At 61.8% G+C, this 25,504-nt stretch carries 23 protein-coding genes and 2 pseudogenes; 15 read left to right on the plus strand and 10 right to left on the minus strand.

The window, feature by feature from the left end; translation table 11 throughout:
* Positions 1-44 precede the first annotated feature (44 nt).
* From JQ632_RS31705 to JQ632_RS31720, 4 genes are all read left to right on the plus strand, one after another.
* Complete coding sequence (locus JQ632_RS31705; protein ID WP_249152686.1) at positions 45-989, plus strand: hypothetical protein; 945 nt, start codon at positions 45-47, stop codon at positions 987-989.
* A gap of 119 nt (positions 990-1,108) precedes the next feature.
* Complete coding sequence (locus tag JQ632_RS31710; RefSeq protein WP_212406585.1) at positions 1,109-2,392, plus strand: MFS transporter; 1,284 nt, start codon at positions 1,109-1,111, stop codon at positions 2,390-2,392.
* 25 nt (positions 2,393-2,417) lie between these two features.
* Positions 2,418-3,020, plus strand: coding sequence for an NIPSNAP family protein (locus tag JQ632_RS31715; protein WP_212406586.1), 603 nt, complete (start codon positions 2,418-2,420; stop codon positions 3,018-3,020).
* Positions 3,021-3,224: 204 nt separating this feature from the next.
* Positions 3,225-4,121 (plus strand): alpha/beta fold hydrolase, encoded by an 897-nt coding sequence (locus JQ632_RS31720; protein WP_249152683.1) that lies wholly within the window; start codon positions 3,225-3,227, stop codon positions 4,119-4,121.
* A gap of 118 nt (positions 4,122-4,239) precedes the next feature.
* Here the strand turns inward: JQ632_RS31720 and JQ632_RS31725 are convergent, their stop codons facing one another.
* The 5 genes from JQ632_RS31725 to JQ632_RS31745 form a co-directional block, all read right to left on the minus strand.
* Positions 4,240-5,115 carry an alpha/beta fold hydrolase gene (locus JQ632_RS31725; RefSeq protein WP_212406588.1) on the minus strand — a complete coding sequence of 292 codons (876 nt, stop codon included), beginning with the start codon at positions 5,113-5,115 and terminating at the stop codon, positions 4,240-4,242.
* 28 nt (positions 5,116-5,143) lie between these two features.
* Positions 5,144-5,605: a carboxymuconolactone decarboxylase family protein gene (locus tag JQ632_RS31730; protein WP_212406589.1), complete on the minus strand. Its 462-nt coding sequence runs from the start codon at positions 5,603-5,605 to the stop codon at positions 5,144-5,146.
* A gap of 68 nt (positions 5,606-5,673) precedes the next feature.
* The gene (locus tag JQ632_RS31735) at positions 5,674-6,066 is read right to left on the minus strand and encodes a cupin domain-containing protein (RefSeq protein WP_409363522.1); all 393 of its coding nucleotides are present in this window, start codon (positions 6,064-6,066) and stop codon (positions 5,674-5,676) included.
* Positions 6,067-6,119: 53 nt separating this feature from the next.
* Entirely contained in the window at positions 6,120-7,460 is a 1,341-nt protein-coding gene (locus JQ632_RS31740; RefSeq protein WP_212406591.1) for an epoxide hydrolase family protein, read from the minus strand.
* A 48-nt stretch (positions 7,461-7,508) separates the two neighbouring features.
* Positions 7,509-8,186, minus strand: coding sequence for a VOC family protein (locus JQ632_RS31745; RefSeq protein ID WP_212406592.1), 678 nt, complete (start codon positions 8,184-8,186; stop codon positions 7,509-7,511).
* Positions 8,187-8,338: 152 nt separating this feature from the next.
* On the opposite strand from JQ632_RS31745, the gene JQ632_RS31750 reads away from it, so the two are divergent.
* Positions 8,339-8,845, plus strand: a complete 507-nt coding sequence (locus JQ632_RS31750; protein ID WP_249152684.1) for a MarR family winged helix-turn-helix transcriptional regulator — start codon at positions 8,339-8,341, stop codon at positions 8,843-8,845.
* Between the two features lie 84 nt (positions 8,846-8,929).
* Here the strand turns inward: JQ632_RS31750 and JQ632_RS31755 are convergent.
* Positions 8,930-9,321: pseudogene (locus tag JQ632_RS31755) on the minus strand (3'-5' exonuclease); the annotation flags it as partial.
* A 541-nt stretch (positions 9,322-9,862) separates the two neighbouring features.
* Here JQ632_RS31755 and JQ632_RS31760 point away from each other — a divergent pair.
* From JQ632_RS31760 to JQ632_RS31770, 3 genes and pseudogenes are all read left to right on the plus strand, one after another.
* Positions 9,863-10,069, plus strand: coding sequence for a hypothetical protein (locus tag JQ632_RS31760; RefSeq protein WP_249152685.1), 207 nt, complete (start codon positions 9,863-9,865; stop codon positions 10,067-10,069).
* A gap of 146 nt (positions 10,070-10,215) precedes the next feature.
* A pseudogene (locus tag JQ632_RS31765) lies at positions 10,216-11,085 on the plus strand (sigma 54-interacting transcriptional regulator); the annotation flags it as partial.
* Positions 11,060-12,427, plus strand: a complete 1,368-nt coding sequence (locus JQ632_RS31770; RefSeq protein ID WP_212406594.1) for a sensor histidine kinase — start codon at positions 11,060-11,062, stop codon at positions 12,425-12,427. The pseudogene JQ632_RS31765 and the gene JQ632_RS31770, both read left to right, overlap by 26 nt.
* An 87-nt stretch (positions 12,428-12,514) precedes the next feature.
* Here JQ632_RS31770 and JQ632_RS31775 read toward each other — a convergent pair whose 3' ends face one another.
* The 4 genes from JQ632_RS31775 to JQ632_RS31790 all read right to left on the minus strand — a co-directional run bounded on the left by JQ632_RS31775 (position 12,515) and on the right by JQ632_RS31790 (position 17,723).
* Positions 12,515-12,763, minus strand: coding sequence for a hypothetical protein (locus JQ632_RS31775; protein ID WP_212406595.1), 249 nt, complete (start codon positions 12,761-12,763; stop codon positions 12,515-12,517).
* A gap of 88 nt (positions 12,764-12,851) precedes the next feature.
* The gene (locus tag JQ632_RS31780; protein WP_212406596.1) at positions 12,852-13,205 is read right to left on the minus strand and encodes a hypothetical protein; all 354 of its coding nucleotides are present in this window, start codon (positions 13,203-13,205) and stop codon (positions 12,852-12,854) included.
* A gap of 233 nt (positions 13,206-13,438) precedes the next feature.
* Positions 13,439-14,362, minus strand: coding sequence for a response regulator (locus tag JQ632_RS31785; protein ID WP_212406597.1), 924 nt, complete (start codon positions 14,360-14,362; stop codon positions 13,439-13,441).
* Positions 14,352-17,723, minus strand: a complete 3,372-nt coding sequence (locus tag JQ632_RS31790) for an ATP-binding protein (protein ID WP_212406598.1) — start codon at positions 17,721-17,723, stop codon at positions 14,352-14,354. The genes JQ632_RS31785 and JQ632_RS31790 overlap by 11 nt, the downstream gene beginning before the upstream one ends.
* A 166-nt stretch (positions 17,724-17,889) precedes the next feature.
* On the opposite strand from JQ632_RS31790, the gene urtA reads away from it, so the two are divergent.
* The 7 genes from urtA (at position 17,890) to JQ632_RS31825 (ending at position 24,572) form a co-directional block, all read left to right on the plus strand.
* Positions 17,890-19,152: an urea ABC transporter substrate-binding protein gene (urtA, locus tag JQ632_RS31795; protein WP_212406599.1), complete on the plus strand. Its 1,263-nt coding sequence runs from the start codon at positions 17,890-17,892 to the stop codon at positions 19,150-19,152.
* Between the two features lie 117 nt (positions 19,153-19,269).
* Positions 19,270-20,196, plus strand: coding sequence for an urea ABC transporter permease subunit UrtB (gene urtB / locus JQ632_RS31800; protein WP_212406600.1), 927 nt, complete (start codon positions 19,270-19,272; stop codon positions 20,194-20,196).
* Between the two features lie 20 nt (positions 20,197-20,216).
* A complete protein-coding gene (gene urtC / locus JQ632_RS31805; RefSeq protein WP_212406601.1) occupies positions 20,217-21,359 on the plus strand; it encodes an urea ABC transporter permease subunit UrtC in 1,143 nt (380 codons plus the stop codon).
* 65 nt (positions 21,360-21,424) lie between these two features.
* Positions 21,425-22,180: an urea ABC transporter ATP-binding protein UrtD gene (gene urtD / locus JQ632_RS31810; protein ID WP_212406602.1), complete on the plus strand. Its 756-nt coding sequence runs from the start codon at positions 21,425-21,427 to the stop codon at positions 22,178-22,180.
* Positions 22,181-22,191: 11 nt separating this feature from the next.
* Positions 22,192-22,881: an urea ABC transporter ATP-binding subunit UrtE gene (gene urtE, locus JQ632_RS31815; RefSeq protein WP_212406603.1), complete on the plus strand. Its 690-nt coding sequence runs from the start codon at positions 22,192-22,194 to the stop codon at positions 22,879-22,881.
* A 23-nt stretch (positions 22,882-22,904) separates the two neighbouring features.
* On the plus strand, positions 22,905-24,134 hold the full coding sequence (fmdA, locus tag JQ632_RS31820) for a formamidase (RefSeq protein WP_212406604.1): 1,230 nt from the start codon (positions 22,905-22,907) through the stop codon (positions 24,132-24,134).
* Positions 24,135-24,224: 90 nt separating this feature from the next.
* Positions 24,225-24,572: a zinc ribbon domain-containing protein gene (locus JQ632_RS31825; RefSeq protein WP_212406605.1), complete on the plus strand. Its 348-nt coding sequence runs from the start codon at positions 24,225-24,227 to the stop codon at positions 24,570-24,572.
* Positions 24,573-25,504 lie beyond the last annotated feature (932 nt).

The following is a 25,504-nucleotide window of genomic DNA, read 5'->3' on the forward strand; positions in this document are numbered from 1 at the left end:
ATCACGGCTGGAAGTTCGGGACGGACGGCGAGGTACTCGAGGTGATGAACAACCCCTCGAACAAGCGGCCGCCCAAGCTGAGAGCCCCCGCATATCCGGTCGTCGAAGCCGGCGGCATGGTCTGGACTTATCTGGGGCCGAAGGAAAAGCAGCCGCCTTTCGTCCGCTATAAGTACATGGACCTGCCGGATAACCACTGTGTGGTGTTCCGGGTCGATACGCATGCGAACTGGGTGCAGACCGTCGAGGGCGGCCTGGACAGCTCTCACGTGAGCATTCTGCACACCAACGGGGCCCGTCCTGAGTGGACCGGCAAGTCCGAAGAGAAGGTCGGCTCGTTCGCCGACACTGAGCCGGTGCTCGAGATCGAGGATACCGAGTTCGGATACCACTACGCCGCGTTCAGAAGGAATCATGCCGGTCAGATGGACAATGTGCGGATCGTTCCGTTCATCATGCCCTCGGGACGAATCATTCCGGGCGGCGCGCTGCAAGGGCGCAACAACGCGACGCTCGCGCTCGAAATACCAATCGACGACGAGCACACCGCTACCTATACCGTTCGCTACGGCAGCGAGCCGATCACCCGGGAAAGCCGGCTGGTCGAAATGGGCTTCGACGACCCCGAAATCTATTGCGAACGCACCCAGCAATTCCTCTTCACTCGCAACGACTTCCATCGTCAGCGCCGCGATCTCATGGACCACAACTGGTCCGGATTTCGCGGCATCGCAACCGAGGATCTCGTCATCTCTACTTCGATGGGGCCGATCCAGGATCGGACCAAGGAGCACCTCATCGGTTCGGACCTCGCGGTCGCTCGCTTCCGTAAGCGATTGCTCGACTCCGTCGAACGGATGGAGCGCGGAGAAGATCCGATCGGCGTACATGCGGATGTGGGGCTGGTATCCGCAATCGACGCGCCCCTACCGCAGAGCGGACATTGGCGGACGCTCATCCCAACCCACCGGGTCGCTGCCGCCGCCTGATGGAGGTCGTCGGCCTCGCTGAAGGCAAGGCAGGCGACGTCCGGGTGTAGATCGCAAGTGAAGGCATGGAAAGACCATGCAATTGAGCCGGCAAAAGCTCACGCGCGTTGGGAGTGGTCATGATTAACAACAAGATCAATCGCTGGTGGACGGTTGCCGGAGGAGCGCTTGCCTGCGCGGTGAGCATCGGCGTCATCGGCAATTCGTTCGGAATCTTCACCAAGGCCATCGCTGCGGAGTTCGGCTGGGCCCGGTCGACCGCAACGCTCGGGCTTACCATCCAGCACATCTTCTCCGGACTGAGCTTCGCGCCCCTGGGCGCTGTTCTGCTGCGCTGGGACGTGCGCCGTCCCACGGCGATTCTCGTCGTCATCTGTGCGATCTGCATCTTCAGCCTGGGTCTGGTACCCAACTCGCCGTGGATCTACTACCTTCTGTTCGGTGTGATGGGCGCCGCCAGCGCCGCAGCAACAGCGATGCCGTACTCGGTCGCAATCGTCAGATGGTTCGACGAATATCGCGGCGTGGCGCTCGGTCTGATGGTCATGGGGACGGGGATCGGAGCTTCATTCGTCCCGCTCTACACGAACTATCTGCTGTCGAACTACGGCTGGCGGATCGGATTCATGGCCCTCGCCGCGACCCTGCTTTGCGGAAACCTGTTCGCGCTTGCCTTCATGGTCCGAACTCCAGAAACGAAATCGCGGGAAGCGGCCGACCTCGCGCCATCCAGTGAGACGTTGGCCGTGCCCTCCTACTTCGAGATATTCACCCGCCTGCCGCGGTTCTGGCTGATAGGGGCGCCGATCTTTCTTCTTTCGGTCGTCGTAGCGGGCATTCTTATCAATATCGTTCCGATCATGACCGATGCTGGCTACACGACCGGTCAAGCTGTCGGGATGCTGTCGGTGGCAGGCATCGCGTCGATCTCGAGTCGCGTACTGGTCGGGTTTTGTCTCGACAGGGTCCTTGCTCCGTATGTGGGCGCCGCCGTCCTGTTGATAGCGACGTTGGGACTGCTCATCATTCTGTTTGGCCCGATCTGGCTTCCCGCGGCCTATGTCGCCGCTCTCTGCATCGGTTTCAGTCTGGGGGCGGAGGCCGATATGATCACATTCATGGTGAGCCGCTATTTCAGACCGGAAGTCTACAGCAAGGTCGTGGGAACCATCTTCTTGCTGTTCGCTTGGGGGAATGCGACCGGAATTTCCGTGGCGAGCTATGCTCACGACTACGTTGGCTCCTATCGAAGCGCGATCGCTTCCTTCGTGGCGCTGAACCTTCTGAGCGTGATGATCATCCTTCGTCTCGGCGAATATCCATACCCGGCAAGAAGAAAATCGCAGCCAGTCTCGGAGACCGAAACCGTTGGCCTCGCCCGGGCGCCGGCAACCGCGCCATGACACGCATGGGAGAAGCGGAGGCGGCATGATCGTCGAGATGCGTACCTATGTCCTGAAACCCGGCGCGGTGCCTGCCGTCGAGGCACTGTTTGGCGAGCACTTGCAGCACCGAACCGCGCTGTCACCGTTGGCGGGACTGTGGCACACCCTGACCGGCCGCCTCAATTCGATCGTTCATCTGTGGCCGTACGCGAGCGTCGAAGAGCGCGACCGTATCCGGAATGCGATGATGATGCCTCCCAAATGGCCGCCTCCACTGCGGCCGTACCTGGCGGAAATGCACGCGACGATCCTGAAGCCGGCAGGCTTCTCGCCGGCTCTCGCTCCCGCAAGCCACGGAAGCCTATATGAATTTTGCATCGACGAATATTCGCCTGGAGGCGTAGCCGAGTGTCAGGAAAAATGGAGCGCCGAGTTGCCGGCCCGCGCGAAACATGCCGCCCTTGTGTTTTGCGGCACGTCCGACATCGGTCCGCTCAACCGATGGTTCCATATCTGGGCCTATCGCAACGCCGCTCACAGGCAAGATGTCTATTCCAACGCTGAGGGCCCGCTCGAACGAACTTCCAAATTGTTGAACCAGGAACTGTTCCTCGCCGCGCCGGCCGAATGCTCCCCACTCAAGTAGCTTGCGAGGTCCGCAATTTGCGCTCAGGGCAGGTCGACACACTCCTTTGGCAATTGAGGCCGGCGATGCCACTTCTCGCGCCCAAGATTCCGGCCGGCCAGATCAGACTGACCTATGGTCTCATCGTCCTGCTCTTGTTGTGTGTCCCCAAACCGTGAGGTGCCCTCGGCGGTTGAATATTTCGCTGTAAGCCATTGATCTCCAATGGTGGGATTTTGGCCCAGTCGGAGAAATTTTCTTGAAGGATCAGTGGCCATAGCGTGTCTGTTAATCAGCGGGTCCCAGGTTCGAGCCCTGCGCCCACCATCCCGAAATCAAGCACTTATAGAAGATCGTAATTCTTCATTCCGACAAGTTGAGTCAGCGGCTGACAATGCCATTCAGCTCATCTGCCCGGACCCGCCGGGCCGAGGGCGCAGCGGCTGGATCACCAATCCCGATCACTATGCACTGCCGCAATATTGCGCCGACATGAACGCGATCATCGCGCGGCTCGACGTCACCGAGGTGGATTGGGTCGGCACCTCGCTCGGCGGCCTGATCGGCATGATCATGGCCGGCTTTCCCGGCAGCATCGTGCGCAAGCTCGTGATCAACGACATCGGCCCGTTCGTGTCGTCGAACGGGCTGCAGCGCATCGGCCAGTACATCGGCAACATGCCGTCGCTGTTCAAGACGATCGAGGAAGCCGAGACGTATTTTCGCAAGGTGCTGGCGCCCTACGGCAGGCTCGCGGATGAGCATTGGCAGCATCTCGCCGAGCACAGCGTTCGCTGGGACGAAGCCAGGCAGGGTTATGCGCTGCTCTGCGATCCCGCCATCGCGAAGGGATTTCGACTGCCGTGGTTTCAATCGCTGAACCTCTGGGCCTATTGGGAGGCCATCAAGGTGCCGACCCTGGTTCTGCGCGGTCAGCATTCGGATCTGCTGTCGTTCGATCTCGCCGCCGAGATGCGCAAGCGCAATCCGATGGCCAACGTCTTCCAGTTCGACGATTGCGGCCACGTGCCGCCATTGATGGCGGCGGACCAGATCGACGTCGTGGCGCAGTTTCTGCTGAAGGATACGGTGTCTGGTTTCGCAGAGTGGCCTCGCAACTAGTGCCCCGAGTCACAAGTTCGCAATCGTAGATTCGCAGTAGATTCGTGCCGTTGTGCCAAGCATGGAGGCAAACGGCAACGGAGTCTCCAATGCTGTCCAGCAACTTGGCGGGTGGCAGTCATCGGAAGGAGGCGCGAACCTCATCGGCGGTCCGCTTCGGATCTTGGAGGTGAGGATAGTGCCCAATGCCAGGAAGAAGCGCGAGTTCCGCGTGCACCCTTTCGGCGAGCTCTGTTCCCATCTCTTTCTTGATGTAGAGATCTTTCTCGCCCCAGACCACCTTCAACCGGGTCTTGAGCCGGGCGAGTTGCGATTCGAAGCGGTCCTGATCCCGCGTGAAGTGCGAATAATAGTGGGAAAACGCATCCACCACCGTCATCGCGCCCTGGCTCCATCCGCGGGACACGTCGTCCCTGAATTCCCGCGACAGTTCGAATTGCGCTTCCCTGGGCAGGCCCCTCGTGAAGGTATTCTCGAGGATCTCGTCGCGATTCCTGTTCATGGCGGCGCGGACCTGATTCATGGCGGGCCCCGCTTTCAGATTTTGCAGGCTCTCGTACATCAACGCGGGTCTGTTGAACGGGGCGAAGTCGCCCACGATGATTGCCCTTGCGATGTCGGGCTTCTCCACCGCCAGCAGGAGGGCCGGCAGGGCTCCGATATCCGTTGCGTAGATCGTCAGCCGCGACGTGTCGATGCCTGCTTTGGCGATGTACCGATCGAGAACATGCGCGTAGTCCATCGGTGCGTAGGAAAACCTGTCGACCGCTGGCCGCGATGAAAGACCGTAGCCCGGCCAATCGAAGGCATGGATTTCGTAGTCATCGGCGAGGGCCTCGGCAATCTCCTTCCAGGCGTACAGGGTCTCCGGAAACCCGTGCAGAAAGAGAACGGTTCCTTTCGGTCTCGCGTTGCGCAGAACCATCCGTCTGAGCGTGATGTCATCGTCGATCGGAAGGAAATCGATCGCGTCGTCGTCGATCCGGTGTGACATGGTCGGTGTCCTTTCGTCCCGTCTCCTGCTACGCGCGATGCTCGAGGACGGCCTGCGGCGTGTTCCGAAAGCTGATGGCCACGCGATTATAGGCGTTCATCAAGCCAATCGCGATCGTGAGATCCACGAGCTCTCGCTCGTCGAACACCGCGCGGGCGTCCTGATAGGCGTCATCCGGCACGCCCGTCTCTGCGACGCGTGTCACGGTTTCGGCCCATGCAAGGGCGGCACGTTCGCGCGCGTCGAAGAGTGGGCCTGCTTCCCTCCACGCCTGGACCAGCGCGAGCTTTTCGATCTTCACTCCGTTCTTGAGCAGGTCGCGGGTGTGCGAATCGAGGCAGTAAGCGCAGTTGTTGATCTGGGAGATTCGGAGATAGACCAGGTCGACCAGCGCGGGAGGAAGACCGCTCTGCATGACGTAGCCGTAGACGCCGCCCAGCGCTTTCACGCCTGCGGGTGCAATCTGATTGTAGTCGAGACGTTTGCTCATTGTCTTGCTCCTTGATGACGACCCCCGTTCGGCGGGGGTCGTCAGCTCTCTTTCGTCGCTGGCCGCCGTCACTTCACCAATGTGAGGAGTGGCTTGCCCTTTTCGACGATGTAGGTGGCGAGCTCGCTGCCGGTGACGCTGCCGACGTTCCTTGCCGCATGCACCGTTCCGGCCGGGATGAAGAGGACGTCGCCGGCCTTCAGCGTGACCGGCGGCTTGTCCTCGACCTGGTACTCGAGCGAGCCTGCGAGGACATAGATGATCTCTTCGCCCGGATGGGTGTGCTTGCCGAAGGCGACGCCGGGTGCGAGGTCGACGCGGACCTGGACGGCTTCGCGTCCGGGGGCGGAGAGATCGTGCCGCTGCAGATCGGTCCGCGTCACGCCCGCCTGCTGCGCCAGCGCCGCGGGCGCCGCCAGAAAGCTTCCGGCGATCAGCGCCGCCATGGCCGTGATCTTCATGTTCTTCGCCTTAATCGTGCTCATGTCTTGCTCCCGTGGTGTTGGCAGATTGGTCAGGTCGATTTGCGCAGCGAGCGGAGGCCCGTGCGAAGCTCGTCCGCAAAAAGCTGCGGTTGCTCCCAGGCTGCAAAATGTCCGCCTTTGTCGACCCTGTTGTAGTGGATGAGCTTGTGATAGGCGCGCTCGGTCCAGCTGCGCGGAGCCTGGTAGAGCTCGCCGGGAAAGACGCTCACGGCCGTCGGAATCGAGCTGTTGACCGCGTTGAGCGCGCTCACTCCCTTGTTCTCCCAATAAAAGCGTGCCGCCGAGACCGCGGTGTTCGTCAGCCAGTAGAGCGTGATGTCGTCGAGGACGTCGTCGCGGGTCACGGCGCCGGCGGAATGCCCGTTGACGGTGCGTCCGAGCACGGCCGAGGTGATCGCCGCCGCCGGCTGCGCATCGCCATCGCCATGGTCGAGAAACCACGCGGCCAGACCGACCGGCGAATCCGCCAGTCCGTAGAGCGTCTGCGGCCGCGTCGCCATCATCGCGGCATAGGCAAAATGCCTGGCGCGAAATTCCTTCACCTGGTCGAAGGCGTGTTGCTCCTCGGCCGAGAGACCGGAAGGCGCCTCACCGCTCAGCAACGCCTTCGTGATCTCAGGCGGAATCGTGCCGGGGAAGTTGGTGTGGATGCCCAGCAGCTCCGGCGGCGCCTGCGCAGCCATCGCATTGGAAATGAGGGCGCCGATGTCGCCGCCTTGCGCGACGAAGCGCGCATAGCCAAGGCGCTTCATCAGCTCGACCCAGGCGCGCGCCACGCGGGCAGGGCCCCAGCCGGCGGTGGTCGGCTTGCCCGAAAAGCCGTAGCCGGGCACGGACGGGATCACGACATGGAAGGCATCCGAGGCGCTCGCGCCGTACGCCGTCGGATTGGTGAGGGGATCGATGATCTTCAACTGCTCGATGACCGAGCCGGGCCATCCATGCGTGACGATGAGCGGCAGCGCGTTGTCGTGCTTCGAGCGAACGTGGATGAAGTGAATGTCCAGCCCGTCGATCTCGGTGATGAACTGCGGCAGGGCGTTCAGCTTGGCCTCGATCTTCCGCCAGTCGTAATCCGTCGCCCAATAGCGCGCGAGATCCGTGAGGATCGCGAGCGGCACGCCCTGGGAGTCATCGGCGACGGTCTCCTGCTCCGGCCACCGCGTCGCGTTGATGCGCCTGCGCAGGTCGATCAGTGCCTCCTCCGGAATGTCGATCCGGAAGGGGCGGATTTCGTCAGGCGTGGCGGCCGGCGCCGGATGCGCGGGGAAAAGACCAGCGGCCGCCGCCGCGGCAAGTCCCATCGCGGCGGAGCGCAAGAGCTGGCGCCGGTCCGGGTTGATGACGTCCGAGATTGAATGCGCACGCATCGGGAGACTCCTTCACACGTTCAAGTGGGTGACGTCGCGGCGGATACCTCAGACCGGGAGCGGCTGGCCGGCCTGCTCGCTGGCGATGTAGTCGGCGTACCAGTCCGGCCAGTTCGCATCGTGCTGACCGCCGTTTCGCTTCTCGTGCTCACCATGCGCCACGGAGGCACGCCGGAGCGCGCTCGCGAGCTCGTTCGCGGAGGTGAAATTCGTGCCCGCCGCATCAACGCGTCCCGGCAACCGCGTGGTCACCTCCTGGAACAGCCAGCCGTTGCCGTCGGGATCTCGGAACGAGAAGTAGGAGCGATAGCTGCCCCGCGCGGGATCCAGGCCACCGATCCGTCGGCGCCCGAAGAGATAAGGCTCGTCCGGGCCGGTGTGCACGTCGCCCTCGGCGTGGAAGACCTCGCTGACCTCGATGCCGCGATCGCGCAGATCGGTTCGCGCGGCTTCGACGTCGGAGACGATCAGGTACAGGCCCTGGGCGGAGCCGGGGGCTGCCGCGGTCACGTTCTTGCCGAAGATAACCGAGGCGGGGGAGCCGGGCGGCGTGAACTGGATCACGCGGTAGTCGTCGGGCCCTGCGAAATCGGCATCGAGCCTCCATCCGAGTTTCGCATAGAACGCCTTGGCGCGGTCGACGTCGGACACGGGGATGACGACGACCTCAAGCTTCATGTCGATTGCTGGGGCGGTGGTGGTCTTGGGTGCATTGGCGGCGGACATGTTTGTCTCCTGATATAGATCGTATGCGATATATTCGCGTGCGCCGTATAAAGGGCGGCGAGAGCCGAATGTCAACCCTTCCGATTTAATCGGATACGATATATATGTGTGCGAGACTTCACATGTCCGTGTGTCGGAAAGGGGCGCCCAGAATGAGCCTACAGGACGGCCTCAAGGCCAATTCCAGAGATAATTCAAAGGGTAATCATAAGGAGAAGACGGCCGCGGGCGAGCGGCGCCTGGCTGACTTCCTGTGCTTCGCGATCTATTCGGCCAACCTCGCCTATGGACGGGCCTACAAGCCCGGCCTCGATGAGCTCGGCCTGACCTACCCGCAATGGATCGCAATCGTGGCGCTGTGGGAGCGGGACGGTCAGACCGTGAGCGAACTCGGCGCCAAGATGTTTCTAGAATCCAACACTTTGACGCCGATCCTGAAAAAGCTCGAGGCGATGGGTTATTTGCGCCGCCAGCGCGACCCCGCCGACGAGCGGCAGGTGCGCGTCAGCCTCACCGACGCCGGCCGGCGCCTGCGCGAAAAGGGCATGCACATGAACCTCGTGAAGTCGAGCGGGCTCAAGCCGGACGAGTTCGCCCGCCTGCAGGAGAGCGTCGTCGCGCTCCGCGACAATCTGATCAAGGCGATGGCGGAGGAGTGACCGGCCCCCGCCTACTTTGCATGGGGTTGTTTTTCGGAATTTGGTGTCCGCACCTCTCCGCCTTGCGGGAGAGGCTCTCGCCCGTCATGCCCGGCCGGAGAACCTTGTGAAGGCGGTGAGCCTCTGCACGGTTGGCTCGACGTCCTGCCTGTAAATGTCGGTCCGCAGGAGCGCGATCTCGCCGTCAAGGGCGCTCTCCTCGACGTCTATGAACCAGGACTTGGGCCGCCCGTCGCTTCCGTCATTCCAGCGATAGCCCCTGCGTCTCAGGAAGTCCTTGAGCTCGAACGGCGACTGCTCGGCCAGATGCGGATCGTCTTTCTTCATGCCCTTTCTAGTAGAAGTCCGAGCGCCGGCGCACCGGTCGTCGGCAGCACGAAGTCCAACATCTCCAATAGCGCGTGGCAATCGTCGACGGCGCGGTGCGCCTGCTGGAAGTAGCCTGCTCCGTTCAGCAGGTAGCCGAGCTGCGCACCAATATCCTCAAGCTTCGCCTGCTCGGGTGAGAGCTATGGTTCGTTAGGGGCATCAATTGCCGCTCGAGGTCTATATCCGTTGGGCGCGAGTTGCGGTAACAGGCCCGAGCCTGCTGCCCGGACCGTCATCAGATTGAGGTCCAGTGACGAACAGCCTCATTAAATCCCACGGGTGGCGGTAAGGCTCGCTCAGGCTGGGCGGCCTGCAGCTCCGGGAAGGGATCAAAATCGTCGAGCATGTTGTTCAGCACCATGTCGTTGACCGGCCGCAAGAGCCGATGTGACGGCGGTGCGGCGGCAAGCGACCGCCCAACGTTTCCGGAAGACCTCGCGTTCCCGTGGTGACCACCATTCGCCGAGCGAAAGCTTCACTTCGCCCAGTGGACTGCATCTGACGTTTTTCGACCTGACGGCGGCTTGCTCCTGGCTCCGATTTGATCCCTGTCAACGCGAGGCCCGACGGCCATGGGTTCTTTCCGGCCTGTTGAAACGGATGAGGTTCGCGATCAGGTGCGTTGTAACGCTGAAGGACGGCAGCGCGATGGAACGGGCCATGGGGGCGCTGGCAAAATATCGGTATGCGGCCGGCGGCGAGTTCGTCGCTCCCGAGGGGCATCCCCAGGAGTGGAAGAAGTGGCTTCTTGAAATCAACTCCGCTGAGGTCGAGGCTATCCGGGGCCATGTGGATGATGGAGACATCGTCGACATCAAGCCCATTAATGGATCGGATGACGCTGAGTTGCACTGATCGCCGGCTTTGCACGTGGTCAATACGGTGCGAATTTGTTTGCCGGCGCTCGTCGCCGCAGGCACGTGTTTCTTGGAGCATTTCGGCCTTGTCCGACACTGCCCTTTAGGGAGTGGCGCGACGATCTCCCGATACCGTCAAGGGCAACCGGCAAGGAGCTGCTGGCGCGCGCGATCCACTACGGCTCGGCCCGGGCCAGCAAGGCTTTTGTGGTCGAGAACTGCGGCGCGCTGCCCGACGAGCTGCTCGAAAGCGAATTGTTCGGCTGCAAGAAGGGTGCCTTCACCGGCGCTTACCAGGATCGCATCGGCCTGTTCGAGGTCGCCGACGGCGGCACCATCTTCCTGGACGAGATCGGCGAGACCTCGCCGGCGTTCCAGGTGAAGCTGCTGCGCGTGCTCCAGGAGAGCGAGATCCGGCCGCTCGGCGCGCAGCGGGTGCGCAAGGTCGACGTCCGCGTGGTCGCCGCCACCAACAGGGATCTCGAGGCCGAGGTCGAGGCGGGCCGCTTCCGGCGCGATCTCTATTATCGCCTGGCGGCGTTTCCGGTCCACATGCCGGCGCTGCGTGAGCGCCCGATGGACATTCCCCTGATCGCGGAAGGGGTATTGTCGTCGGTCAAGACCTCCTTCAACCGGCCGAGCCTGCGCTTTGCGGCGTCGGCCCTCGAAGCGTTCGTCAAGTACCATTGGCCCGGCAATGTGCGCGAGCTCCAGAACGAGATCCAGCGCATGGCCGTTCTGGCCGATGCCGACGACTTGCGAGCCCCCCCGCTGCTCGGCCGGCGCAACGGCAAGCAGCCGGCCCTGGCGGTCCTTGGCAAGCTGAACGGCTCGGCGACCCTCAAGGACAAGGTGGAGGATCTCGAGAAGTCGGTTATCATCAACTATCTGGAGCGGTACGAAGGCAATATCAGCCGGGTCGCGAGCGAGCTTGGGTTGTCGCGCGTTGGTCTCAGGAACAAGCTGTCCAGGTATGATTTGAGAAAAAATGCCAAAGGCGACGCATTCTCCTGAAGCCGGCGAAACCGAATCGCTGCTCAAGCTGATCACCAACCGCGGCGCGATCGAGTTCGATCACGAGCGCGAGGGCGCCTGGATCGAAGTCATCCGCAAGATGGACGAGGTCTATTCCGACCTCCTGCGCTACGAGGTTGACCTCGAGCACAAGAATGCGGAGCTCGAAGAGGCCCAGGCCTTTGTCACCAATGTCATCGAATCCGTCTCCGACATCCTTATCGTCTGTGACGCGAAGGGATTGGTGCAGCAGGTCAATTCCGCGTTCCAGCATACACTCGGCCGCGGCGTGGCTGACATTGTCGGCAAAAACATCGCCGACGTCATCGACGACGCTGACAATGCCAGGCTGGGGCCACTCCTGAAACCGCGCGGCGCCTCCGACGTCGTCGACGGCGAGCTCCGGTTTTCCGGAGAAGGCGGCAGCTCCGATCTCTTTGCCATCAACAGCTCACCCCGCCACGATCATCGCGGCCGCTTCATCGGTGTGGTGCTGACGGGGCGTCCGATCGGCGAGCTTCGCCGAGCCTATGAGGCGCTGCACAAGGCGCATCACGAATTGCAGCGCGCCCAGCGCCAACTGGTCGAGCAGGAGAAGATGGCGAGCCTCGGCCGGCTCGTCGCCGGCGTCGCGCACGAGCTGAACAACCCGATCAGCTTCGTCTACGGCAACATCCACACCTTGATGCGCTATCGCACCGCGATCGTCGCCTATCTCGACGCGGTCCACGGCAATGCAAAGGGAGGCGATCTTTCGGCGCAAAGAAAGAGCCTACGCATCGACGATATCCTGGACGATTTCGGTCCGCTGATCGAAGGCACCATGGAGGGCGCGGTCCGTATCAGCGAGATCGTGAAGAATTTGCGCCGGCTGTCCTTCAGCAAGCTCGGCGAGGTCGAGCGCGTCGACATCGAGCGTCTGATCAACACCGCGGTGCTATGGGCCGTGCGCACGAAACAGGTGCGCATCGATTTGCAGATGGAGGTCGAGCCGGAGCTCTGGATCTCCGGCAACGAGGGGCAATTGCACCAGGTGATCGTCAACCTGGTGGAGAATGCGATCGACGCGATGCGCAGTACCGAATTGCCCCGGCTGGTCGTCTCGGCGGTGCGCAAGGGTAACGAAATCCTGTTCAGGATTTCGGATAACGGTCCGGGAATCGACAAGGATCACATGAGCCACATCTTCGAGCCGTTCTTCACCACGAAGCGGGTGGGCGAGGGCACGGGACTCGGCCTATGGATCAGCTATGGCATCGTGCGCGAGCACGGAGGCAAACTCCTCGCGGCGAACGAGCCGGAAGGTGGCGCGACCTTTTCTTTTGTGCTGCCGGCAGCGTAGGCCGCTGACGGCAATCATCCACGAAGCTGCAGCCTATTGCAGCGCTTCCAATTGAGCCGGCGGGTTCACGGTCTATTGAGCCTAGGATCATTCTTCCGGAGACGAGTCCTTTCCGCTTCTCTCGCTGGCTTCGACGTGATCCGGGCCAAGAAATTCGATGCCGCCGCGATCGCTGCGCTCGTCCGGCGTATGTCCAGCATAGCCTATTGACGCGACCGCCCCCTCGTCGCCGCCGGCGGCTGCATCAACGCCCGCAATGCCGCCTCCTTTGCGCAAGCTGGAGCCGATATCGTCGTGACATCTTCGCCCTATCTGGCGGCGCCGAAGGACGTCCAAATCAGAATTTCATTATTGCGATAGGGCCGCCAAATCTGCGACTGAGCGGACCAAGGGCAAATTGCGGGCCGACTGACACCACGACAATCTACACGGCGTCTGCCGGCACAAAACAGTTGATGATGATGCTGCCGCGGTGATGCACGTACCACACCACGGCCCGACCGACCGGATTGCCGCGATCACGGATGATGGCCCGTTCGGGTACAGCCATCCACTGCCCTTCAATTGGAACCCAATAGGTGCCCTCACGATAATCATAGTCGGTGCGATGACCGTCGGAGATGTCGCAGCACGGCACGCCGTTCGGCGCCGTCACGGCCTTGAACCACGCGCGGATGTCAGGGGAGACGTTGTCGTATTGCCCGCTGTCGAAAGCGAGCGCCGCGCCGGTCAGCATAGAGAAGAACGCCAGCAGAGCGACCCGCGCGATCTGTCGCATCCGATCCTCCACCACGTGCCTTCGTATGCTTGCCCGCTTATTGGGGCACGATTCGACCCCTCGCGCGATTAAGCCTGAGCTCCGCCGTGGTTGCACGCTCAAAAATTAAGCGTTCCGTGGCACTGGCAATGATGCGACGCAAAATCAGCGCCTCTTTCTCGCTTGTAATTGGCAACTTCGAGCCATGACTCATCCCTCCGATTGGGAGCAAGGATTCGCTAGAAGATGCTCCATTATGGATTGCGCCGGTTTGCGCTGGTCGCGATCGCGGCTGCCGCGGTGCGGTTTTCGACGCCGAGCTTGGAATAGATCTGCTCGAGATGCTTGTCGACGGTGCGTGGGCTCAATCCCAAAATCTGCGCGATGTCGCGGTTGGTCTTGCCCTTGGATAGCCAGGACAGCACCTCGCCCTCGCGCGTGGTGAGGCCTAGCTCGCTGGAGAACTCGGCGGGCATGTCGCCGCTGGTATTCTTGGCCAGCCGCAGCAGGAACTCGTTGGGGCCGAGCTTGCCCATGAATTGCAGCCGCGGCTGCTCTTTGCCGGGGAACGCGGCCATCGTCGCGGTTTTCGCAGCCGGTTTTCCGTTCTGCATCTGATCAAGCCATTGCGGCATCGGCTCGGGCAGCGTGAAGTCGTAGGTGCCGGCCAGCTCGTCTGACAACAGCTTCTGGGCCTGCGGTGTCGCCCACAGCAGCTCGCCCGCGCTGTTCACCGCGAGCAGATAGCGCCCGGAAACGTCGAGGGCGGCGCGTGCGCTCTGCGTCATCCGTGCATTGGCAAGGTGGACGCGGATCCGCGCCAGCATCTCCTCGATCACGATCGGCTTGGTCACATAGTCGACGCCGCCCGCTTCCAGGCCGCGGACGATGTGCTCGGTCTCCGCCAGTCCCGTCATGAAGATCACAGGGACGTTGTTCAGACCCGCGTCGCGCTTCAGTCGCCGGCAGGTCTCAAAACCGTCCATGCCGGGCATCACGGCGTCGAGCAGCACGATGTCGGGCGTGATCTGCTCGACTATGCGCATGGCGCTCGCGCCGTCGAGCGCGACCATCACGGTCATGCCGGCGCCATCGAGCGCATCAGTGAGCAACCGCAGCGTTTCGGGCGAGTCGTCGACAACGAGCGCTACGTCGCGCTTCTTCGGCTCAGTGTTCATACGAGTGCAGCGTTTTCAATGTGGCCATATACTGGTCGAGATCGAAGCGGTCGACCAGCAATCGCATCTGTGCGACGAAATCGGCGTGTTCGGGGTGCTCGCTGCCGAGCTCGTCCAGCTTCGACTGGATACCCTTGACGTAGCCGATCTGGCCGAGGCCGATCAGTTCTTCGATATGTTTCACCGGCGGGCGCGATCCGTCGTCCGGGCGCCAGAGCGGCACGACGATCTCGTCCGAGGCATATTGCCATTCGAGCTTCAGGAGCTGTCGGACGGTCTCGAGCAGTTTTGGAATGTCGATTGGCTTCATCAGATAGCCGTCGTGGAACGGCTGCGCCAGCGGCGTACCATGGGCTTCGAGGGCGCTCGCCGACACCATCAGGATGCGCGCCTGATGATGGCCGCCGCTGCGCAGAGTCTCGGCGACCTTCCAGCCGTCCATGCCGGGCATGGAGATATCGAGCAGGAACAGGTCGGGCCGGCAATGCTGTGCCAGCGCGAGACAGCCGGGGCCGTCCGTCGCACTGAGCAGGATGAAGCCGAGCGGCGTCAGCACCTCGCGCAGGAGGTCACGATGCACGGGGTCGTCGTCGGTGATCAGGATCGTCTTGCGCGCGCCGTGATAGCCGGAGATGGGCGCCTCCACCGGCGCGGTGCGGCGAGGGTTGGTGACCTCGGACAGCAGGATCTTGACCTTGAACGTGCTGCCGTCTCCGACCGTGCTCGTCACCTTGATGTCGCCCCCCATCACGCCCGCGAGCAGACGGCTGATGGTGAGGCCCAGTCCGGTACCGTTCTGAGGCTGCGAGACTCCGAGTGCGCCGCGCTCGAACGGTGCAAAGATGCGCTCGAGGTCGTCGCGCTGAATACCCGGGCCGGTGTCGGTCACCTCGAACTCGGCGACGGGGCTGCGGTAGTGCACGACGAAATACACGCTGCCGGTCTGGGTGAACTTGATCGCGTTGGAGAGCAGATTGATCAGGATCTGCCGCAGCCGCTTCTCGTCGGCATAGACCACGACGGGCAGCATCGCCGGCCGCCGGAACACGAAGTCGATGCCCTTGGCGGCCGCTTGCAGCCGGAACATGCCGACGAGTTGATCGAGGAACTCGCTGAGACGAACCTCGTCGCGCGACAGATACAGCCGCCCGGCCTCGATCTTGGAAATGTCCAGAATGCCGTCGATCAATCCGGAGAGGTGATCGGCGCTGCGGCGCACGACGCGAACCTGGTCGCGCGGCTTGGCGTGCAGCGTTGCGTCCTGCTCCAGCAGCTGCGCATAGCCGCTGATGGCGTTGAGCGGCGAGCGCAGCTCGTGGCTCAAGCCCACCACATAGCGGCTCTTGGCGAGATTGGCTGACTCGGCGACCTCCTTGGCGCGCTGCAATTCGGCGTCGGTACGCTTGTGCGCGTCGATTTCCTGGATCAGCAGCGCGGTCTGGCGGCGTGTCTCGGCCTCGGCGGCGCGTCGGCTTTGCCGCGCCAGCACGAACAGCCAGGCGACCACGCCGATGATGATACTGAGCGAGAAAAACACCTTCCAGAGCACATTGGACACGAGCATGTTGTCGGCATGCACATTGGCCGAGGTCTGAAGGTAGATCAGCCCCAGCACCAGTGCGACGAGCCCGGCTGACACCACGAACACGCCGATGTAGTGGCCGAACTGGGAATTGATCCGCGTGTAGATCGCCTGCGGCAGGACCTTGCCGAGCGCGTCGGAGAATTGCACCTGTGCGCGTGCATGCGGCTTGCAAAGATCGTGGCAGCGCGCATCGAGTGAGCAGCACAGTGAGCAGATCGGGCCGGCATAGGCCGGGCAGGAGGTCGTGTCCTCCGGCTCAAAGCTGTGCTCGCAGATACAGCACTGGATGGATTCGATATTCGCCCAGCTCCGCTTCGGCTTGCGCGCGATGTAGAACTTTCCATCGGTGAGCCAGGCGATGACCGGTGCGGTGACGAAGGCCACCGTGAGCGCGACGAAGGCCGCGAGCGCCTTCATGGTCGGACCGAACAGGCCGTAGAAGGCGGCGATCGAGACGATGGTCGCGATCGTCATCGCTCCCACACCGACCGGATTGATGTCGTAGAGATGGGCGCGCTTGAACTCCATCTGCGGCGGACGCAGGCCGAGCGGCTTGTTGACCACGAGATCGGCGACGAGTGCGCCGACCCAGGCGATCGCAACGTTGGAGTAGAGCGCGAGCGTCTGCTCCAGCGCCTTGTAGACGCCGATCTCCATCAGCAGTAGCGCCACCATGACGTTGAACACTAGCCACACGACGCGGCCGGGATGACTATGCGTCAGACGTGAAAAGAAGTTCGACCAGGCGATCGACCCAGCATAGGCGTTGGTGACGTTGATCTTGAGCTGCGACAGGATCACGAAGGTGCCGGTCAGCGCCAGCGCAAGGTCCGGCTGCGACAGCACGTATCTGAAAGCTTCCAGGTACATATGCGCGGGCTCGGCGGCCTCTTCGGGCGGCACGCCGTGGCTGAGCGCGAAGAAGGCGAGGAACGAACCCGCGAGCAGTTTTAGCGCGCCGAGCACGATCCAGCCGGGCCCTGCGCTCATCAGCGCGATCCACCAGCTTGCCTTCGAGGCTCGCCGGTCGCGCGGCAGGAAGCGCAGGAAGTCGACCTGCTCGCCGATCTGCGCCACCAGCGAGAACACGACGGACGAGGCCACACCGAACAGCAGCAGATCAAAGTTACCGTTGGGGTCGCCATGCTCGCCCGCATAGCTCCGCCACTCCGCAAATGAATGCGGGTTGGCCCAGGCGATCGCAGCAAAGGGCAGGATGTGCAGGATGACCCACAGCGGCTGCGTCCACAATTGGAAGCGGCTGATCAGTGTGATGCCGTAAGTGACGAGCGGGATGATCGCGACCGCGCTGATCAGGTATCCGATAGGGCGCGGAATGCCAAAGCACATCTCCAGGGCGGTGGCGAGGATCACCGCCTCGATCGCGAAGAAGATGAACGTGAACGACGCGTAGATCAGCGAGGTGACGGTCGAGCCGATATAGCCAAACCCGGCGCCGCGGGTGAGCAGGTCGATGTCGATTCCGCATTTGGCCGCGTAGTAGGCGATCGGCACCCCACAGCAGAAGATGATGGTCGAGACGACCAGGATCGCGGCAGTGGCGTTGGTGACGCCGTAGTTGAGCGTGATGGTGCCGCCGATCGCCTCGAGCGCCAGGAACGAGATTGCGCCGATAGCGGTATTGGCAACGCGGCTGGCGGACCAGCGACGCGCGCTCTTGGCGGTGAAGCGCAGCGCGTAGTCTTCCAGCGTCTGGTTGGCAACCCATTGATTATATTGGCGCCTGACGCGATCTATTCGCTGCCGCCCTGCCACTTACCCCACTCCTGATACCTGCCGGAGCCCTCGCAAATCCCGTACCAAAAGCCTACGTCGGTATTTTGCGGTGCAATATACGCAATCTTGCGTATCCTTGCAGCGCACAAATTCGAGCCATCCTCACAGGACCAATCGCGTGTCCTCGAACAAAAGTGGGGTGCTCATGTCAGACGAAACGAACAAGGGCCTGAATTCGCCGTTCCGGCGTAAACTATTGATGGGAATGGCCGCCTTGCCGGCCATGACGATGCTGCCGAAGGCGTCGTTTGCGCAGGCCCCGGCGACCTCGGCGGTCAACACGACCGGTCTCGCGGTTACCGATACCGAGGTGACGGTCGGCATCCTCCACTCCGTCACCGGCACCATGGCGATCTCGGAAACGGGGTCCGTGCAGGCCGAAAAGCTCGCGATCGAGCAGATCAACGCCTCGGGCGGCGTGCTCGGCCGCAAGATCAAGTTCATCCAGGAAGACGGCGCCTCGGACTGGCCGACCTTCGCCGAGAAGGCGAAAAAGCTGCTCGTCAACGACAAATGCGCCGCCGTCATGGGCTGCTGGACCTCGGCCTCGCGCAAGGCCGTGCTGCCCGTGTTCGAGCAGTACAACGGCATGCTGTACTACCCGACTTTCTATGAAGGCCTCGAGCAGTCCAAGAACGTCATCTACACCGGCCAGGAAGCCACCCAGCAGATCATCGCCGGCCTCGACTGGGTGCAGAAGACCAAGGGCGCAAAGACCTTCTATTTGCTCGGCTCCGACTACATCTGGCCGCGCACCTCGAACAAGATCGCCCGTAAGCACATCGAGGGCCATCTCAAGGACTCCAAGGTCGTCGGCGAAGAGTACTTCCCGCTCGGCAGCACGCAGTTCAACTCGGTCATCAACAAGATCAAGCTGACCAAGCCCGACGTGATCTACGCGATCATCGTCGGCGGCTCGAACGTCGCCTTCTACAAACAGCTCAAGGCGGCCGGCATCGATCTCTCCAAGCAGACGCTGCTGACGATCTCGGTGACCGAAGACGAAATCGACGGTATCGGCGGTGAAAACATCGCAGGCGCCTTTGCCTGCATGAAGTACTTCCAGTCGCTCGACAACCCCAACAACAAGGCCTTCGTGTCCGCCTTCAAGAAGATGTGGGGCGAGAAGACCGTGATCGGAGACGTGACACAGGCTGCCTATCTCGGCCCGTGGCTGTGGAAGTTGACGGTGGAGAAGGCAGGCTCCTTCGACATCGACAAGGTCGCCGCCGCCTCGCCAGGCGTCGAGTTCAAGGGCGCGCCCGAAGGTTACGTGCGTATCCACGAGAACCACCATCTCTGGTCCAAGACGCGCGTTGGCAAGGCCAAGGCGGACGGTCAGTACGAGCTGATCTACGAGACCGCCGACCTCGTCGAGCCCGATCCGTTCCCGAAGGGCTACCAGTGAGGCCAGGCCTCGCCTGAGGCTCTCTCCAAATCTTCCGACAATCGGCGTGGACCATGCGGCCCACGCCCCGTCTCGCGCGCGCCGCGAGTCCTGGTTTGGAATTCCGGAGGACGGTTGATGTTCGGTGACTATTCGCTCGGCGATCTCGGCGCCATCCTTGCGATGCAGGGCTTTGCCGGCCTGATCCTGTTCTCCGTCTACGTGCTGATGGCGCTCGGGCTCGCCATCATCTTCGGCCAGATGGGCGTCATCAACATGGCCCATGGCGAGTTCATGATTTTGGGCGCCTACGTCACCTGGATGACGTCGACCACGGTCCAACACTACGCGCCCTGGCTGTTCCCCGGCTACTTCTTCATCGCGATGACATTGGCCTTCATCGCCTCTGGCTCGCTCGGCATGCTGGTCGAATGGGCGATGATACGACATCTCTACCGCCGCCCGCTGGACACGCTGCTCGCGACCTGGGGCCTCAGCCTTATCCTGCAACAGGCCTATCGCTCGGTGTTCGGTGCGCGTGAGGTTGGCGTCGAATTGCCTGATTGGATGATGGGTTCGTGGCAGGCGACCGACTCCATCCAGATCCCAATCAACGGCATGTTCGTGATGGCGTTGACGATCCTGATCACCATCGCCGTCTCCTACGTCCTGTTCTGGTCGAGCTGGGGCAAGCAGGTGCGTGCCGTCGTGCAGAACCGCGTCATGGCAGGCGCCGTCGGCATCAACACCGAGAAGGTTGACCGCTACACATTTGGCCTCGGCTGCGGCATTGCGGGTATCGCGGGCTCGGCCTTCACCATGATCGGTTCGACCGGGCCCACCGCCGGCCAGCTCTACATCGTCGACACCTTCCTGGTCGTCGTGTTCGGCGGCGCCGCCAGCCTGCTCGGCACTATCGCCTCCGCCTTCTCGATCTCGCAGACCCAGTCGACGCTGGAATTCTTCATGTCCGGATCGATGGCCAAAGTCATCACGCTCTTGACCATCGTCGCGATTTTGATGATGCGGCCGCAAGGGCTCTTCGCGCTCAAGGTCCGCAAATAGGAACAAGCAGGCATCAGGTCATGATCATCAACTCGCGTTTTTTTAATCGCTCCGAGCTGATCGGCTTCGTCTCACTCGCCGTGCTGCTCTTCCTCATCCTGCCACTGTCGCTGGACATCTTTCGCCTCAACCTGGTCGCCAAGTATCTGACCTACGCCTTTGTCGGCATCGGACTCGTTTTGTGCTGGGGCTATGGCGGCATTTTGAGCCTGGGGCAGGGCGTGTTCTTCGGCCTCGGCGGTTACTGCATGGCGATGTTCTTGAAGCTGGAGGCCTCCAGCGTCGCCAACACAAAAATCCAGTCGACGCCCGGCATCCCTGATTTCATGGACTGGAACCAGCTCACCGCGGTCCCGATGTTCTGGAAGCCGTTCTACAGCTTTCCATTGACCGTGCTCGCCATCATCATCGTGCCCGGCATCTTCGCCTTCATCATCGGCGCCGCGATGTTCAAGCGCCGGGTCGGCGGCGTCTATTTTGCCATCATCACCCAGGCGATTGCCGCGATCCTGACCATCCTCATCGTGGGCCAGCAGGGCTACACGGGTGGCATCAATGGGATCACCGACCTGCGCACGCTGTACGGCTGGGACATCCGCACAGACCACGCCAAGTTCATTCTCTACTTTGTCGAGGTAGTGCTACTGTTCGGCTGCATCATCGCGGCCCAGTTCATCCGCCTGACCAAGCTCGGCCGCATCCTGGTCGCGATGCGCGAGCAGGAGGACCGTGTCCGCTTCTCCGGCTACAGCGTCGCCAACTTCAAGATCTTTGCCTTCTGCGCGGCGGCGATTTTTGCGGCCGTCGGCGGCGCCATGTTCACGCTCGAGGTCGGCTTCATGTCGCCGTCCTTCGTCGGCATCGTGCCGTCAATCGAGATGGTGATCTACACCGCGGTCGGCGGCCGCATGTCGATCTTCGGCGCGGTCTACGGCTCGCTGCTGGTCAACTTTGCCAAGACCATGCTGTCGGAATCCTTCCCGCAACTCTGGTTGTTTGGCCTCGGCGGCCTCTTCATCGCGGTCGTGCTGGCCTTTCCGAGCGGCTTGTCCGGCATCTGGGCCGACTATGTCCAGCCGCGCATCGACCGATTGCTGTCATCGCGCAAGCCGAAGGCCGCGTGGACTGAATCGTCGGTCGCCGACGGCGCCCCCGCAGAGTGAGGAGATAGATCATGCTCATCGGACATCACGATGCCGATGCCACGCTGGCAGTGAGGAGATAGATCATGCTCATCGGTCATCAGCCCAAGGAATTCCTGCTCGCGGTCTCCGGGCTCACTGTCTCTTTCGACGGCTTCAAGGCGGTCAACGATCTCTCCTTTTATGTCGAGGAGAACGAGATCCGCGTGATCATCGGCCCCAACGGCGCGGGCAAGACCACGGTGCTCGACCTGATCTGCGGCAAGACCAAGGCGACCGAAGGCTCGATCCAGTTTCGCGGCAAGGAGCTGACGAAGCTGAAGGAGAACGAGATCGTCAAGACCGGGGTCGGGCGGAAATTCCAGACGCCGTCGGTGTTCGAGGATCTCTCCGTGTTCGAAAATCTCGAGATCTCCTTCCCGCGGGGGCGCTCGGTGTTCGGTTCGCTCACCTTCCAGCGCGATGCAAAGGTCAAAGAGCGCGTCGAGGAGGTCGCCGAGATGATCTTCCTCAAGGACAAGCTCAGCACCTATGCCGACGAGCTCAGCCATGGCCAGAAGCAGTGGCTCGAGATCGGCATGCTGCTGATCCAGGACCCGGACCTTTTGATGCTCGATGAGCCCGTCGCCGGTATGAGCGTCTCCGAGCGCGCAAAAACCGCCGAACTGCTCAACCGCATCATCAAGAACCGCTCGGTGCTGGTGATCGAACACGACATGAAGTTCGTCGAGGACATCGCGCACAAGGTCACCGTGCTGCACCAGGGCCAGATCCTCTCCGAAGGCACCATGGAGAAGGTGAAGAACGATCCCAAGGTCATTGAAGTTTATCTGGGCCACTGAGGAGATACGCGATGTTGGCAATTTCCGATCTCCACGTCGCCTACGGCCAGAGCGAGGTGCTGCACGGGCTCAACGTCAAGGTCGCGCCCAACGAGATCGTCGCGATCATGGGCCGCAACGGCATGGGCAAGACCACGCTGATGAAATCGCTGATGGGCATTTTGCCGGCGAAGAGCGGCTCGATGACCATGGATGGTGCCGAGCTCGGCAACCTCAAGAGCTATGAGCGCGTGGCCAAGGGCCTCGCCTATGTGCCGCAGGGCCGCATGATCTTCTCCACCATGACTGTCAAGGAGAACATCGAGACCGGTCTCGTCGTTGCCGGCGAATCCGAGGTGCCCGGCGATATCTACGAACTTTTCCCGGTGCTGTTGCAGATGAAGGGTCGCCGTGGCGGCAATCTGTCCGGCGGTCAGCAGCAGCAGCTCGCGATCGCCCGTGCGCTTGCGACCAAGCCAAAGGTGCTGCTGCTGGATGAGCCGACGGAAGGCATCCAGCCATCGATCATCAAGGACATGGCGCGCACGCTCAAACGCATCCGTGACGAACGCGGCCTGTCGATCGTCGTGTCCGAACAAGTCCTGAGCTTTGCGCTCGATATCGCCGACCGCGTGCTGGTCATCGAGAACGGCGAGATCGTCCGTGACGATCCGCGCGACAGTGTCGATGCCGCGCAAGTCTCGAAATATCTGTCTGTCTAACCGTGTAAAAGGGGAGCATTTTGATGCCAGAGACACTGATCAAGGTCGATCTCACCAAGTCGGCTTACGAAAATGACATGGTGCACAATCGCTGGCACCCCGACATCCCGATCGTGGCCTGGGTCAATCCCGGCGACGATTTCATCATCGAGACCTATGACTGGACCGGCGGCTTCATCAAGAACAACGATTCCGCCGATGACGTCCGCGACATCGATCTTTCGATCGTGCACTTCCTCTCCGGCCCGATCGGCGTCAAGGGCGCCGAGCCCGGCGACCTCCTCGTCGTCGATCTGCTCGACGTTGGTCCGCTGAAGGAAAGCCTCTGGGGCTTTAACGGCTTCTTCTCCAAGCAGAATGGCGGTGGCTTCCTCACCGATCACTTCCCGCTGGCGCAGAAGTCGATCTGGGACATCAAGGGCCTGTACACCTCGTCGCGCCATGTGCCCGGCGTGAACTTCGCGGGCCTGATCCATCCCGGCCTGATCGGCTGTCTGCCCGATCCCAAGATGCTGGATATGTGGAACAAGCGCGAGGCCGAGCTGATCTCGACCAACCCGACTCGCGTGCCCGGCCTTGCCAATCCGCCCTTCGCGCCGACCGCCCATGGCGGCCGCGCCAAGGGCGATGTGAAAGCCAAGATCGGCGCCGAGGGTGCACGCACCGTGCCGCCGCGCGAGCATGGCGGCAATTGCGACATCAAGGATCTCTCGCGCGGCTCGAAGATCTACTTCCCGGTCTATGTGCCGGGCGCGGGCCTCTCGATGGGCGATCTGCACTTCAGCCAGGGCGACGGCGAGATCACCTTCTGTGGCGCGATCGAAATGGCCGGCTGGCTGCATCTCAAGGTCGAGGTGATCAAGGACGGCATGGCGAAGTACGGCATCAAGAATCCGATCTTCAAGCCGTCGCCGATCACGCCGAACTACAAGGACTACCTGATCTTCGAAGGCATCTCGGTCGACGAGGCCGGCAAGCAGCACTATCTCGACGTTCACATCGCCTATCGACAGGCCTGCCTGAATGCGATCGAGTATCTCAAGAAGTTCGGCTACTCCGGTGCCCAGGCCTATTCGATCCTCGGCACCGCGCCGTGCCAAGGCCACATCTCCGGCGTGGTCGACGTGCCTAACGCCTGCGCCACGCTCTGGCTCCCGACGGAGATTTTCGACTTCGACGTGATGCCGTCGGCGGCAGGGCCCATCAAGCACATCAAGGGCGATGTCCAGATGCCGATTTCGCCGGATAAGTAATCCCTGCGCGACGGGATGCGGGACGGCCAGCGTATTCGGCCGCCCGCATCCGCCGCGGGAAGTACATGGCAACAGCGTAGGGTTGATACGATGCCGGTCTATGAATATCTCTGTGACAACTGCGGACCCTTCAAGGATCTGCGCCCGATGGCAGAATGCGACGATCCGCAGCCGTGTCCGCAATGTCAGGACGTGGCGCCGCGCGTGATCCTCACCGCGCCGAACTTTTTCTGCATGCCGGCGGAGAAGCGCAAGGCGCATGCCGTCAACGAGCGCAGCGCGCACGCGCCGCAGACGCTAGCGCAATACAAGGCCTCGCATGGTCCCGGCTGCAGCTGCTGCTCCACGGGCAAGAAGAAGCCGGCGCGGCTCATGACCAAGACCAAGAGCGGTGCCAAGGGCTTCCCCACCGCGCGGCCGTGGATGATTAGCCACTAGGGATCGACCCTGCGAATTGGCGAGAAGCGGGTCCTAGAGCCTTCCCGATACCAGCCTCCTCATTTCCAACCACTGCTGAGCGCCACTTTCCCATGGCGGCCAGGCGTCCGCCCCATCTCGGTCGCTCCGGAACTCGGTCAAACTGTGACGTGGCGGGAGAGGGCAGGTCCTGGTGCAAGGCGGACACCAGCTTGGCTCGATATGATTTATACTCACACTGCTGGATGAGTATAAACGGATGCCCACTTCCTAATCTGAGTGGTCGAAATCTCACATACACCCTGCGAGCGGCGTGTGTACTCTCACACTCGTGTGCGCGACGTTGTGCACTGATAATCCGAAGAAGCGATCTTCGCTTCCAATTCATGCCCATATCGTCCTAGAAGAGCCAAGCAGGGGAAGCGTGCTCAAACCGGATTTCCCAATCGGTCCAATTGCATATAGGGTGGATTGAAGGTAAAATATCTCAGCAAAATGAATGACTTAGATCGAAGATTTTCTACGGCCCCCATGATGGATTGGAGCGAGAGTTCAAGTTTTTCAAGTGATTAGAAGCCGGCGTGTGCACGACGTGTGCACCGGGAGATCAAGAAAAATCTCATCACGGCTAATGTGAGCAGAGCTTCTGAGATGTACGTGGGCTGCCTCGGATCGGCGGACGAGTACAAACAAGCGTTTCCGATGGCGGTGGAAAGGGCTACGTGGGCGTACTAATCATTTTGCGCCTATCGCCGGTCGCGTCGGACACCGAGACTGGTGCTTCCTATCGTTCGCCAATAGAGACAATGAACAAAAGGGTGACGCGGACGACCCAGCAGACCCGGCATCGGCAGGTCCAGAACCGGATTGTCCGCCTTCATTCGGATCAGCGACTCGCGGTTAGTTGTTGGCGATATCGCTCGGCATCCCAATTCACCAGCGCGTGCTCATTC

The sequence above is a fragment of the Bradyrhizobium liaoningense genome (genome assembly GCF_018130955.1).
In the GTDB taxonomy this organism is placed as follows: domain Bacteria; phylum Pseudomonadota; class Alphaproteobacteria; order Rhizobiales; family Xanthobacteraceae; genus Bradyrhizobium; species Bradyrhizobium liaoningense_C.